The organism is Paraoerskovia marina (assembly GCF_900105445.1).
Classification (GTDB): domain Bacteria; phylum Actinomycetota; class Actinomycetes; order Actinomycetales; family Cellulomonadaceae; genus Paraoerskovia; species Paraoerskovia marina.
The window spans coordinates 1,470,069-1,482,684 of record NZ_LT629776.1 but is presented as its reverse complement, the minus strand read 5'-3'; the positions used below and the strand labels follow the sequence as shown (position 1 = coordinate 1,482,684).

The 12,616-nt window shown below is 69.9% G+C and carries 11 protein-coding genes; 2 read left to right on the top strand and 9 right to left on the bottom strand.

Annotation, left to right across the window (positions count from 1 at the left end; genetic code table 11):
• Window positions 1-25 precede the first annotated feature (25 nt).
• Entirely contained in the window at window positions 26-1,633 is a 1,608-nt protein-coding gene (gene cimA, locus BLU20_RS06565) for a citramalate synthase (protein WP_083372023.1), read from the bottom strand.
• A gap of 374 nt (window positions 1,634-2,007) precedes the next feature.
• Here cimA and BLU20_RS06560 point away from each other — a divergent pair, with 374 nt between their 5' ends.
• Entirely contained in the window at window positions 2,008-2,589 is a 582-nt protein-coding gene (locus BLU20_RS06560; RefSeq protein ID WP_083372022.1) for a DUF6069 family protein, read from the top strand.
• Between the two features lie 3 nt (window positions 2,590-2,592).
• On the opposite strand, the gene BLU20_RS06555 is transcribed toward BLU20_RS06560, so the two are convergent.
• Window positions 2,593-3,726 carry a branched-chain amino acid aminotransferase gene (locus tag BLU20_RS06555; protein WP_029253725.1) on the bottom strand — a complete coding sequence of 378 codons (1,134 nt, stop codon included), beginning with the start codon at window positions 3,724-3,726 and terminating at the stop codon, window positions 2,593-2,595.
• Window positions 3,727-3,879: 153 nt separating this feature from the next.
• The gene (locus tag BLU20_RS06550) at window positions 3,880-4,923 is read right to left on the bottom strand and encodes a 3-isopropylmalate dehydrogenase (RefSeq protein WP_083372021.1); all 1,044 of its coding nucleotides are present in this window, start codon (window positions 4,921-4,923) and stop codon (window positions 3,880-3,882) included.
• A gap of 256 nt (window positions 4,924-5,179) precedes the next feature.
• Between BLU20_RS06550 and BLU20_RS06545 the strand changes: the two genes are divergently transcribed.
• On the top strand, window positions 5,180-6,289 hold the full coding sequence (locus BLU20_RS06545; protein WP_172829037.1) for an ROK family transcriptional regulator: 1,110 nt from the start codon (window positions 5,180-5,182) through the stop codon (window positions 6,287-6,289).
• A gap of 38 nt (window positions 6,290-6,327) precedes the next feature.
• Here the strand turns inward: BLU20_RS06545 and BLU20_RS06540 are convergent, their stop codons facing one another.
• The 6 genes from BLU20_RS06540 to BLU20_RS06515 form a co-directional block, all read right to left on the bottom strand.
• The gene (locus BLU20_RS06540) at window positions 6,328-6,846 is read right to left on the bottom strand and encodes an ASCH domain-containing protein (RefSeq protein WP_083372019.1); all 519 of its coding nucleotides are present in this window, start codon (window positions 6,844-6,846) and stop codon (window positions 6,328-6,330) included.
• A gap of 69 nt (window positions 6,847-6,915) precedes the next feature.
• The gene (gene ilvC / locus BLU20_RS06535; protein ID WP_029253721.1) at window positions 6,916-7,944 is read right to left on the bottom strand and encodes a ketol-acid reductoisomerase; all 1,029 of its coding nucleotides are present in this window, start codon (window positions 7,942-7,944) and stop codon (window positions 6,916-6,918) included.
• Between the two features lie 26 nt (window positions 7,945-7,970).
• Window positions 7,971-8,492, bottom strand: a complete 522-nt coding sequence (gene ilvN, locus BLU20_RS06530) for an acetolactate synthase small subunit (RefSeq protein WP_029253720.1) — start codon at window positions 8,490-8,492, stop codon at window positions 7,971-7,973.
• Window positions 8,493-8,510: 18 nt separating this feature from the next.
• Entirely contained in the window at window positions 8,511-10,391 is a 1,881-nt protein-coding gene (locus BLU20_RS06525) for an acetolactate synthase large subunit (protein ID WP_029253719.1), read from the bottom strand.
• 229 nt (window positions 10,392-10,620) lie between these two features.
• Window positions 10,621-11,613, bottom strand: coding sequence for a hypothetical protein (locus tag BLU20_RS06520; RefSeq protein WP_083372018.1), 993 nt, complete (start codon window positions 11,611-11,613; stop codon window positions 10,621-10,623).
• Entirely contained in the window at window positions 11,610-12,578 is a 969-nt protein-coding gene (locus tag BLU20_RS06515; protein ID WP_043110031.1) for an ABC transporter ATP-binding protein, read from the bottom strand. The genes BLU20_RS06520 and BLU20_RS06515 overlap by 4 nt, the downstream gene beginning before the upstream one ends.
• Window positions 12,579-12,616: the final 38 nt, after the last annotated feature.

Genomic DNA, 12,616 nt, shown 5'->3' with positions numbered 1-12,616 from the left:
CCGGTTCCCGGACGCGGCCGGCGGCCTAGCGGGGTGTGACGCCCGCGTGGATCAAGCCGTAGATCGCCGAGTCGGTCAGTGCCTCCCACGACGCCTCGATGAGGTTCGGGCCGACGCCGACCGTCGACCACGAGGTGCTGCCGTCGGTGGACTCGATCAGGACGCGCGTGGTCGCGTCCGTCCCGGCGTCGGTGTCGAGGATCCGGACCTTGAAGTCGATGAGCTGGAACTCCTCGATCTCCGGGTACACGGCCGTCAACGCCTGACGGAGAGCGTGGTCGAGGGCGTTGACGGGCCCGTTGCCCTCGCCGGTGCTGACGTGGCGTTCGTCGCCGGCGTGCAGCTTGACCGTCGCCTCGGCGGTCGCCTCCGCGCCGCGGGAGCCGGCGCGCTCGACGATCGTCCGCCAGCTCTCGACGCGGAAGAATGCGGGCCGCTCCCCCGTGATCTCCTCGCGCAGGAGGAGCTCGAAGCTGGCATCCGCGGCGTCGTAGGTGTACCCGCTCGCCTCGAGGTCCTTGACCCGCGTCGTGACCCGGGTGAGCAGCTCTCCCTGACCGGTGAGGTCGAATCCGAGCTCTCGCCCCTTGAGCTCGATCGAGGCCCGCCCGGCCATGTCCGAGATGAGCATGCGCATGTCGTTGCCGACGGCGCGCGGGTCAATGTGCTGGTAGAGGTCCGGGTCGACCTTGATCGCACTGGCGTGCAGACCTCCCTTGTGCGCGAACGCGCTCGCACCGACGTACGGCTGGCGCCCGTACGGCGAGATGTTGGTGATCTCGGAGACCGCGTGCGCGATCCGCGTCGCCTCGGCGATCCCGCCTCCGCGCAGCAACGTGCGGCCGTCCTTGAGCTCGAGGTTCGCGACGACCGCGACGAGGTCGGCGTTCCCGGTGCGCTCCCCGTAGCCGTTCAACGTCCCCTGGACGTGGGTCGCCCCCGCCTCGACGGCGGCGATCGAGTTGGCGACGGCACAGCCCGAGTCGTTGTGCGCGTGCATGCCGAGGCGATATGCCGAGTCCTCGCCGTGCCCCAGCGCCTCGCGCAGCTCGGTGACGATCGCGGTGACCTGTCGCGGCAGCATCCCACCGTTGGTGTCGCACAGGGTGACGACCTCGGCGCCCGCCTCCACGGCCGCGACCACGGCCGAGCGCGTGTACGCCGGGTCGAATCGGTAGCCATCGAAGAAGTGCTCGGCGTCGAGCACGACGCGGCGGCCCTCGCGGGTGAGGAACTCGACGGTGTCGCGGATCATCGCCAGGTTCTCGTCCGGCGTCGTGCGCAGCGCGCGCTCGACGTGCCGGACGTCGGACTTGGCGACGAGCGTGACGACGGGCGCCTGCGAGTCGAGCAGCGCGCGGACCTGCGGGTCGTCGCCCGCGCGCTTGTCGGCCCGTCGGGTGGAGCCGAACGCAGCGAGGACGGCGTTCTTCAGGTTCAGCTCCCGGGCCGCCCGTCCGAAGAAGTCGGTGTCCTTCGGAATCGCTCCCGGCCAGCCACCCTCGATGAACCCGACGCCCAGCTCGTCGAGCAGAGGTGCGATCGCGATCTTGTCCGCGACCGTGAGGTTCATTCCCTCTTGCTGCGCACCGTCGCGGAGCGTCGTGTCGTAGACGTCGAAGGTCGGGTTCATCGGTGTCACTCTCCGTTGGGGCGATGGACGGCCGCGCCGCGTCGGGTTCGGCGAGCCCACTCTAGGGGTCGAGATGCGGACGCCGTGGAGCATCCGTGACCGAGTACTTCTCGCCTTTGCTGCCGTGTCGCCCTCGTGAGGTCGTGCGGCACCAGGATCTGGGTCGGACAGGGGTGGCGTCCGGCCACAAAAAAACCCCCCGGGGTGCGGGAGGTCAGCGCGTGCGATCGGTTGGATCGGACGCGCTAGGCGATAATAAGCGAGACGATGTGTGTCACGCTCCACATACTGCCACACTGCGGACCACCACCTCGCGAGCGTCCAGCCCGCGGGCATGACAGCGAGTTCGAGCACCGAACCGCCAAGGAGAGACGATGAGCTATCCGGATGAGGGTCCAGAGCCCACCCGCCGAATCCCGCGCGTCCCCGCGAACGAGAACCCCCCGGCCAGCTACCCGGTCGAGTCGGCCGGACCCCAGCAACAGCCTGCGCCGACGCAAGAGCCGGAGGAGTTCGTGTCCACGCCGTCGACCCCGGTCATCGACGCGAAGCGGTTCGTCGGCGGGACGCTTGCGACGGCCGCCGTGGCCGCCCTCGTCGGCTATGTCGCCACCGTCGTCCTGGAGTCCGTCTTCAACCTGGACGTCATCGCGCCGCCGAACCCGTTCGGCGCGAGCACCGACGCCGGTGCGTTCGCGGTGGCCGGAGCGCTCCTGACGTTCCTCGCGGCCGGGGTGCTCGTTCTGCTCGCCCTGATCGCACCGCGACCACGACTGTTCTTCGGCTGGTTGATGTTCCTCGTCGTTGCACTGACGGCGTCGCTGCCGTTCGCCTGGACCGACGACACGATCACGGCCGCGTTCACGTCCGCTCTCAACCTCTTGATCGGCATCGCCGTCTGGTCGCTCCTGACCGGAACTGCGGCGAAGACGATCCGTCCTCGCCGCAGTTACTAGCGGTCAGACGAGCCGACGCAGCCACCCGTGCCGGTCGGCTGCGCGGCCGTACTGGATGTCGGTGAGCTCGCCACGGACCGACATCGTGACCGACCCCGCGCCACCGTCGGCGATCGTCTGGTCGAAGGACGTCCCGGCGAGGCGACCGATCGGCGTCACGACCGCCGCGGTGCCGCACGCGAAGATCTCCGCGACCGACCCGTCGCCGATGCCCTCGAGCAGTTCGTCCAACGGGATGCGACGCTCCCGGACCTCGTGCCCCGCGTCCTGGAGGAGCTGGATGATCGACGACCGGGTCACGCCCTCGAGGATCGACCCCGTCAGCTCGGGCGTCTCGACCGATCCGTCGGTCTTGACGACGAAGACGTTCATGCCCCCGAGCTCTTCGAGCGCGGTGCCCGTCGCGGCGTCCAGGAAGCAGACCTGGTCGCAGCCGTTCTCCTGCGCGATGGTCTGCGGGAGCAGGCTCGACGCGTAGTTACCGCCGCACTTCGCGGCACCCGTACCGCCGGCACCGGCGCGCGACAGGTCACGCTCGATCCAGATCGAGACGGGCTGCACGCCGCTGGCGAAGTAGGGCCCGACCGGGGAGGCGATGACGAGGAACTCGGCCTCGAGGCTGGGACGGACGCCGAGGAAGGGCTCCGACGCGTACATGAAGGGGCGCAGGTAGAGACTCGACTCCTCCCCCGACGGCACCCAGGCGGCGTCGACCCGTACCAGCGCCGCGACCGCTGCGATGAAGTCGTCGATCGACAGCGACGGCAGCGCGAGGCGCTGCGCCGACCGCGCGAAGCGCTGCGCGTTCGCCTCGGGGCGGAAGGTCCATACCGAACCGTCAGCGTGACGGTAGGCCTTCATCCCCTCGAAGATCTCCTGCGCATAGTGCAGGACGGCCGTGGCGGGGTCCATCTGCAACGGACCGTAAGGCTCGACGCGACGGTCGAACCACCCGTCGGTGGCGTTCCACGTCACGCGCGCCATGTGGTCCGTGAAGACCGTGCCGAACCGGGGCGCGGCGAGCGCCAGCTCCCGGTCGGCGTCTGCCATGGGCGCGGCCGAGGGCCGGACGTCGAAGAGCTCGACGAGATCTTCGAGTGACTGCGAGAGGGGGTGCTGCGGAAGCGAGGTGCTCATGATCGATAGGGCCTTTCACCGGACGACCCCTGTAGTTTTCCACGACCGCAGCGATAGAACGACCTCGCGGTCCGGCACACCCACAGCGGACGTCCGTGCGCTGATGGACGGACGACGACGGGTCGGACGGCCGAGTACGGTCGCGCGAAGCGGTCAGCGCGCGATGCGCTGAGCGAGATCGCGCCCCACCTCGGCCGTCGACCGTACTCGACCGCCGCGCTCGACCAGGTCGGCGGCGACAGCGGCCTCGACCCGCGCCGAGGCCTCGGAGAGGCCCAGGTGGTCAAGGAGCATGGCGACCGAGAGGACGGTCGCTGTCGGGTCGGCCTTTCCCTGCCCTGCGATGTCGGGCGCGGACCCGTGGACGGGCTCGAACATCGACGGGGCCGTGCGGTCCGGGTTGATGTTGCCCGAGGCCGCGAGACCGATGCCGCCGGTGATGGCGGCAGCCTGGTCGGTGATGATGTCGCCGAACAGGTTGTCCGTGACGATCACGTCGAAACGCGACGGGTTCGTGGTGAGGAAGATCGTCGCGGCGTCGACGTGAAGGTAGTCCGTGGTGACGTCCGGGAACTCGGCGTTGATCGCGTCGACGGTACGGCGCCACAGGTGCCCTGCGTGGACGAGCACGTTGTGCTTGTGGACGAGCGTGAGGTGCTGGCGCGGACGCGCCTGGGCACGGGCGAAGGCGTCGCGGACGACTCGCTCGACGCCGAACGCCGTGTTGACCGAGACCTCCGTCGCGATCTCGTGCGGGGTCCCCACACGCACCGCACCCCCGACGCCGCCGTAGGGGCCCTCGGTGCCCTCCCGGACGACGACGAAGTCGACGTCGCCCGGGTCGGCCAGCGGTGACGTGACGCCGGGGTACAGCTTGCCCGGGCGCAGGTTGACGTAGTGGTCCAGCGCGAATCGCAGCTTGAGCAGCAGGCCGCGCTCCAGGACGCCGGAGGGCACCGTCGGGTCTCCGATCGCCCCGAGCAGGATCGCGTCGTGGGCCCGGATCGACTCCAGGTCCGCGTCGGTGAGCGTCTCGCCCGTGGCGTGCCAACGCTTCGCGCCGAGCTCGAAGGGCGTCGTCGAGATCGCGACGTCCTCCCCCGCGACCGCGGCCTCGAGGACTGCGAGCCCCTGGTCGACGACCTCGGTCCCGATGCCGTCGCCCGCCACCACTGCCAGTTCGATGTTCCGCGTCATGCTCGGGAGGCTACTCGTCGGTACCACTAGGCGATACGGCCGTCTCGCCTCTCGGACACCACCCGCGCCGACCTGCCCGGGCGCGTCGGGGACAACCGCCTTGCCAGTTTGGAGAAACGGCCGGTGTGACGCGATGATCAGGTCGAGAATCCGGTCTGAACGGCGGCGCGACCATCGGGGGTCGCGCCTCGGACCACGCGGAAGGGACATCGTGACGACGAACCGTCAGTCCGGCATGCCAAGCACGGTCCGGACCATGAACGACCGGGCCGCACTCGAGATCCTCCTCGACGTCGGCCCGCTGAGCAGGTCCGGCATCGTCCGTGAGCTCGGTGTCTCCCGGCCCACCGCCTCCCAGGTCGTCACCCGCCTGGAGAGCTCGGGTCTCATCGAGCCGCACGGCACCGCCCAGGGCGCACGCGGCCCGCTCGCCGTCACCTACAGCGTCCGCATGGACGTGATCGTCGGCCTCGCTCTCGACGTGGACCCCGACGGTATCGACGCGTCCGTGGTGGACGTCGCGGGGCGCGAGCTCGGCAGCGCGCGCATCAACGCCGGCCCGGGCCGCGACGCGGCGACGGACGTCCGCCAGGCGCTGACCGCCGCGTGCGCGAACGCAGGGGTCCCCGAGTCGCGCGTCGGCGTCGTCGTGATCGGCCTGCAGGCCGCGGCGGACCCGGCGACGGGCGACATCTCGCTCGTCGGGCACCTCCCGGGCTGGCCCCGGACCGGACTGCGCGACCTCGTCGAGAACGAGATCCGGATTCCCGTTCTTCTCGAGAACGACGTCAACCTTGCCGCGATCGCCGAGCACCACCACGCGTCGCCGAGCGAGTCGTCGTTCTCGCTGCTCTGGCTCGGGCAGGGCATCGGGCTCGGCAGCTGGATCGGCGACGATCTCCACCGCGGGGCCTCCGGCGCGGCCGGTGAGATCGGGTACCTCCCGATCGCCGCCGAGGTGGCCGACCTCGACGACTCCACGATCGCCCAGGACCTCATCGGCGGCCGACGCGTGATCTCGCTGGCGCACGACGCCGGGATCGAGGGGACGACCCTTCCCGCGGTTCTCGCGGGGTTGCGGGAGAACAAGGACGCCCGTCGCACCGTGGTCGAGGCGCTGGCACCCCGGGTCGCCTCCGTGCTGCGGCCCGTGGTGGCCGTCATGCAGCCCGCGCTCCTCGTGATCGGCGGGCCTGTCGGCATCTGCCTCGGCGCCGAGCTCGCCGACGCCATCGACCGTGAGCTCGAAGGCACAGAGCTCCGGGTCCCCCTCGCACCGTCGCTCGTCCCGGACGCACCGGCGCTCGCCGGGGCTCGGGCCGTCGCCGCCGCACGGGTGCGCGAGGGCCTCCTCACGCACGTCTAGGTGGAGGAAGCGACCGCGAGTGCGCGCTGCGGCGCCGTTCAGCGCGGGTAGAGGAGCGTGAACCGCTCGCAGAGCACGGGCATCTCGGACGAGAACTCACGCCCGACGCCGAGCGTGCGCCGGAAGAACTCCTCGTGACCGGCACGCCAGGACGCCAACGTGCGGTCGCCCTCGCCCTCGGCCCGCGCGAAGTCCTCGGTGACCTCCTCGAACGCGACCACCTCGACCTCGGAGGTCCGGATCAGGGCGCGCGGGGCGCCGTCCGCGTCGAGGATGATCGACAGGTCACCCTTCTGCGGAAGCGGCTCCCCGTCGTCCTCGTACGACCACACGGCCGACGAGGTGGCGGTCTTCGTCCCGTCGAGCACCAGGTCCAGCAGCCGGTCGGCCATCTCGGGCTCGTCGCCGAACGCCCAGGCCACCGGCGGCACCGCGGTCTCGTTGCCGAAGCCGGTCACCGTCCCTGTCCGGCCCAGGCCGGCCTTGATCCGCCCTGCCTCCCAGAACTCGACGAGCTGGGCGGCGTTCTCGGCGTCGACTGCGGTGAGTTCATCCATCCGGCCATCATTGCCCGGGCACGGCGACGGCCGCCACCCCGCAGGAGTGGCGGCCGTCACACCTGAGGGTCAGCGTCCGGCCGAGCCCTCGACGTAGTCGTTGTCGACGTCCTGCGTCCAGGCGTACATCTTGCGCAGGTCGCGGCCCGTGACCTCGATCGGGTGGGTCTCGCCCTTCTCGCGCAGAGCCTTGAACTCCGGCCCACCGGCGTCCTGGTCGTCGATGAATCGCTTGGCGAAAGCACCGTTCTGGATGTCGGCGAGAACGGCCTTCATGTTCTCCTTGACGCTCGGGTCGATGACGCGCGGACCGGAGACGTAGTCGCCGTACTCCGCGGTGTCGGAGACGGACCAGCGCTGCTTGGCGATGCCGCCCTCGATCATCAGGTCGACGATCAGCTTGAGCTCGTGGAGGACCTCGAAGTAGGCGATCTCCGGCTGGTAGCCGGCCTCGGTCAGCGTCTCGAACCCGTACTGGACGAGCTGCGATGCGCCACCGCAGAGCACGGCCTGCTCACCGAACAGGTCGGTCTCGGTCTCCTCGGTGAACGTGGTCTTGATGCCGCCGGCACGAAGCCCGCCGACACCCTTGGCGTACGCGAGCGCGGTGTCCCAGGCCTTGCCGGAGGCGTCCTGCTCGACCGCGACGATGACCGGCACACCACGGCCGGCCTCGTACTCACGGCGGACCGTGTGGCCCGGGCCCTTGGGGGCGACCATGACGATGTCGACACCCTCGGGCGCCTCGATGTAGCCGAAGCGGATGTTGAAGCCGTGCGCGAAGAGCAGGGTCGCGCCGTCCTTCAGGTTCGGGGCGATCTCGTTCGCGTACAGGTCACGCTGGGCCTGGTCGGGAGCGAGGATGACGACGACGTCCGCCGCCGCGACCGCCTCGCCCACGGGCAGGACCGCGAGACCCTGGTCCTCGGCCTTGGCCTTGGAGGAGGAACCCTCGCGCAGGCCGACGACGACGTCGACGCCCGAGTCACGCAGGTTCAGCGCGTGGGCGTGGCCCTGGCTGCCGTAACCGATGACGGCGACCTTCTTGCCGGCGAGCACGGCCAGGTCGGCGTCGTCCTCGTAGAACATCTCAGCCATGTGAATCTCCTTGCTGGTGGGGTGGCTCAGGCGGTCCGGGCGCGTTCGAGCGCCCGGTCCGTGATGGAACGGGCACCGCGGCCGACGGCCACTGTTCCCGACTTGACGATCTCGCGGATCCCGTACGGCTCGAGCGCGCCGAGAAGCGCGGCCAGCTTGTCGGGGTTCCCCGTGGCCTCGATCGTCACGGCGTCCGGGACGACGTCAACGACCTTGGCGCGGAAGAGCTGGACGACCTCGAGCACACCCGTACGGTACGCGGCATCCGCGCGGACCTTGACGAGCATGATCTCCCGCTGCACCGAGGAGGACGGCTCGAGCTCGACGATCTTGAGGACGTGCACGAGCTTGTTGAGCTGCTTGGTCACCTGCTCGAGCGGGCTCTCCTCGACGTCGACGACGACCGTGATGCGCGAGATGTCGTCGTGCTCCGTCGGCCCGACGGCGAGCGAGTGGATGTTGAAGGCACGGCGCGCGAAGAGACCGGCGACGCGCGTGAGCACGCCGGGCTTGTTCTCGACGAGCACAGAGAGTGTGTGACGGGACATGACAGGTCTCCCTCGGTCTCAGTCTTCGCGGTCCCACGCGGGTGAGATCCCGCGTGCGTACTGGATCTCGTCGTTGCTCACGCCGGCGGCCACCATCGGCCACACCATCGAGTCGCGCGAGACCCGGAAGTCCACGACGACGGGGCGGTCGTCGATCTCGTTCGCTCGCTTGATCGCGGCGTCGACGTCGCTCGCGTGCTCGACCCGGATCCCCTCGCAGCCGTACGCGTCGGCGAGCTTCACGAAGTCGGGGATCTGTCGCGTGCCGTGCCCGGTGTGCAGGTCCGTGTTCGAGTACCGCGACTCGTAGAAGAGCGTCTGCCACTGCCGGACCATGCCGAGCGACGAGTTGTTGATCACGGCGACCTTGATGGGGATCTCGTTGATCGCGCAGGTCGCGAGCTCCTGGTTGGTCATCTGGAAGCAGCCGTCGCCGTCGATCGACCACACCGTGGCGTCCGGGCGACCGACCTTCGCCCCCATGGCGGCGGGCACCGAGTAGCCCATCGTGCCGAGCCCCCCGGAGTTGAGCCAGGTCTTGGGGTGCTCGTAGCGGATGAACTGCGCCGCCCACATCTGGTGCTGCCCGACCCCGGCGACGTAGATCGACTCAGGACCGGAGAGCTCCCCGATGCGGGAGATGACGTACTGCGGTGACATGTGGCCGTCGTCCGGCTGGGCGTAGCCGAGCGGGTAGGTCTCGCGCCAGTCGTCGATCTGCCGCCACCAGGCTCCCAGGTCGGGACGGCCCTTCGACTCGTGCTCGCGGGCGAGCTCCGGGAGCAGGTCCGCGATGACCTCCTTGAGGTCACCGACGATCGGCACGTCGACGGCCTTGTTCTTGCCGATCTCGGCCGGGTCGATGTCGGCGTGCACGATCGCCGCGTGCGGCGCGAACGTCGAGAGCTGGCCCGTCACGCGGTCGTCGAACCGGGTGCCGAGCGCGACGATGAGGTCGGCCTTCTGGAGGGCGGCCACAGCCGGCACCGTCCCGTGCATCCCGGGCATGCCGAGGTTCTGCGGGTGGCTGTCCGGCAGGGCGCCGCGAGCCATCAACGTGGTGACCGTGGCAGCGCCGGAGGCGTCGACGAGCTGGCGCAGCTGCTCGGACGCCTCCGCCCGGATCACCCCGCCGCCGACGTAGAGCACCGGCCGGCGGGCCGTCGCGAGGAGGCGGGCGGCCTCCTTGATCTGCTTCGCGTGCGGCTTGGTCACCGGGTGGTAGCCCGGGAGGTTCAGGTCCTGCGGCCACGAGAACGTGGTCTGCGCCTGCATCGCGGACTTCGCGATGTCGACGAGGACCGGACCTGGACGGCCGGACCGGGCGATGTGGAAGGCCTCCGCGATGGTGCGCGGAATGTCCGCCGGGTCCGTCACCAGGTAGTTGTGCTTGGTGATCGGGAGGGTGATGCCGACGATGTCGGCCTCCTGGAACGCGTCGGTGCCGATCGACGACGCCGCGACCTGACCGGTGATGGCCACGAGCGGGATCGAGTCCATGTTCGCGTCGGCGATCGGTGTCACGAGGTTCGTCGCCCCGGGTCCGGAGGTCGCCATCGTGACGCCCACCTTGCCGGTGGCGTGTGCATAGCCGGACGCCGCGTGCCCACCGCCCTGCTCGTGACGCACCAGGATGTGGCGGATCCGCGAGGAGTCCATCAGCGGGTCGTAGGTCGGGAGGATCGCACCGCCGGGGATGCCGAAGACGACGTCGGCCCCGACCTCCTCGAGCGACCGGACGATCGACTGGGCGCCGGTGACCGACTCGGCCGGCACGGAGGCGCCTCCGCTCGTCAGTGGTGCCGGGGCGGTCCGTGCGCGCTGCGCTGCGGGCTTCGCGAAAGCTGCGGGCGACGGCGCGCCGGACCGCGGAGGTGCGGGGTGCGGGACCTGTCCCATCGGTATCTCCCTCGGTGATGACATGAAAAAACCCCTCGTACCCGGACTGGGTTCTTCGAGGGGTGAGCGCGCTGACGAAACCTGAGTGGTGGCTTCAGCCTGCGCGCCCAGTAAGTACTACGAGAATGTTCGTCTGCACAGCGCACACGTTACGCCGCCGCCCTCTGAATGTCACCTGGCGAGCCGGGTGTCCCACATCGTGGAACACCCGGCCCGAGGTTGAGACCGGTCAGGCGACGTCGCGCCGTCGGAAGACGAGCCAGGAGACCAGGACGAGAGCGACGACCACCGCGGTCAGGATCAGTCCACCCTGGGTCTGCGAGACGGGGTGCTCGACCCAGTCGCAGAGCATGCCGCTGTCGTCGGTCGCGTCGCACTCGGTGACGTAGACCGCCGTCCCTCCCTGGATCCAGGCGTTCATCGAGGTGACGAGCGTCCATGGCTTGATCGCGTCAAACACGTTCGCCGCGACGGCCTCGACGAGGATCGCCCAGCCCGCAACCACGCCGATCACGATCGCCGTGTGCCGCAGGAGCGAACCGAGGGCGGCACCCGACGCCGCGAGTCCGAGCGCGAGCGCCGCGGAACGGGCCCACATCTCGAGGTAGGGCCGCAGGTCCTGGTCGAGGTCGAACCGCCCGAGCGCCCCGTGGTGGTCGTACGCCCACAGCGAGCCTCCGGCGATCAGCCCCACCATGACGACCGTGACGGGCACGACGCCGAGGACTGCGGCCACGACCTTCGACCAGTAGACGCGGGAGCGTCGAGGCTCGAACGTCAGCCAGTTCCCGATCGCGCCGGAGGTGTGCTCCGCGGAGACGAAGGTAACTCCGACACCGAGGGTGAGCAGCGCGACGAGGAGCAGACTGAGCTGCACCGTGGACAGCCCCTCGCCCGCGAAGGTCGCGAAGTACGCGTAGTCCGCCCATACGGGCGGACCCATCTCGTCGCACTCGTAGTCGAGCGGTTCGCCGAGCTCCTCTGCGTCCGCCTTTTCGGCCGCGAGACAGTCCGCGACGTACGTCTCGCCGTTGTCCTCCCAGTCCTTCACGGAGGCGTCGAAGTCAGCCTGCATCGACGCCTGGACCTCGTCGGGCGGTGGCGTGGACGTGGTCCAGGAGCCGAGCACGACCAGGCCCGCCACGACGAGTCCTGCCACCATGGCCCACCGGATCAGGGTCCGCGCCCAGAAGCGCATCGACTCTGCTCGCAGCAGCCTCATCGGGCCACCCCCTCGGTCGGCTCGCCGGACTGTCGCTCAGCCGTGCCGGTCAGCTCGAGGAACACCGACTCGAGGTCCGCCTTGTGCGGGACGAGCGCCGAGACGTAGCTGCCCTGCAGCGCGAGCGTCCGGGTGACGTCGGCCGGGTTCTCCACGCCCTCGACGATCAGGGCCTCGCCGTCGCCGCGAACGACGAACCCGGCGTCCTGAAGGATGTTGAGCGCGCGAGCCGGGTCGGCGACCAGGACGCGTGCGGTCGCCGCGGTGCGACTGCTGAGCAGGTCTGCGACGCGCCCCTGCGAGACGATCGTCCCCTCGGAGACGATCGACACCGTGTCCGCGACCTGCTCGACCTCCGCGAGGATGTGGCTCGAGACCAGCACCGTCTTCCCCTCGACCGCGAGCGCCCGCATGGTCTCTCGGATCTCGCGGATCCCCGCGGGGTCGAGCCCGTTCGTCGGCTCGTCGAAGATCAGGAGGTCCGGGTCCTTCAGGAGCGTCGCGGCGATCGCGAGCCGCTGCTTCATGCCCAGCGAGTACTTGCGGAACGCGTCCTTGCCCCGGTCACCGAGACCGACGCTGTCGAGCACCTCGTCGACGCGTCGGACCGGCACGCCGATGCCCGTCGCCAGGATCTGCAGGTTCTTGCGCCCCGTGAACGCCGGGTAGAACTTCGGGTGCTCGACGATCGCGCCGATGCGCCGGACGACAGCGGGGAGCCGGTCGGGCACCTCGTGCCCGAAGATCCGCATCTCGCCCTCGTCGGCACGCACCAGCCCGAGCAGCATGCGGATCGTGGTCGTCTTCCCGGAGCCGTTCGGCCCGAGGAACCCGTGGACACCGCCGACCGGGACCTCGAGGTCGAGGCTGCGCACCCCGACCGACGCACCCCGACGGCTCCGATAGGTCTTCCGTAGTCCCCGGGTCTCGATCGCTAGATCGTTGGCCACACTGCCTCCTGACATCTTCCGTCAGCGCCCCCTGGCGCTGACGAGAGCATAGG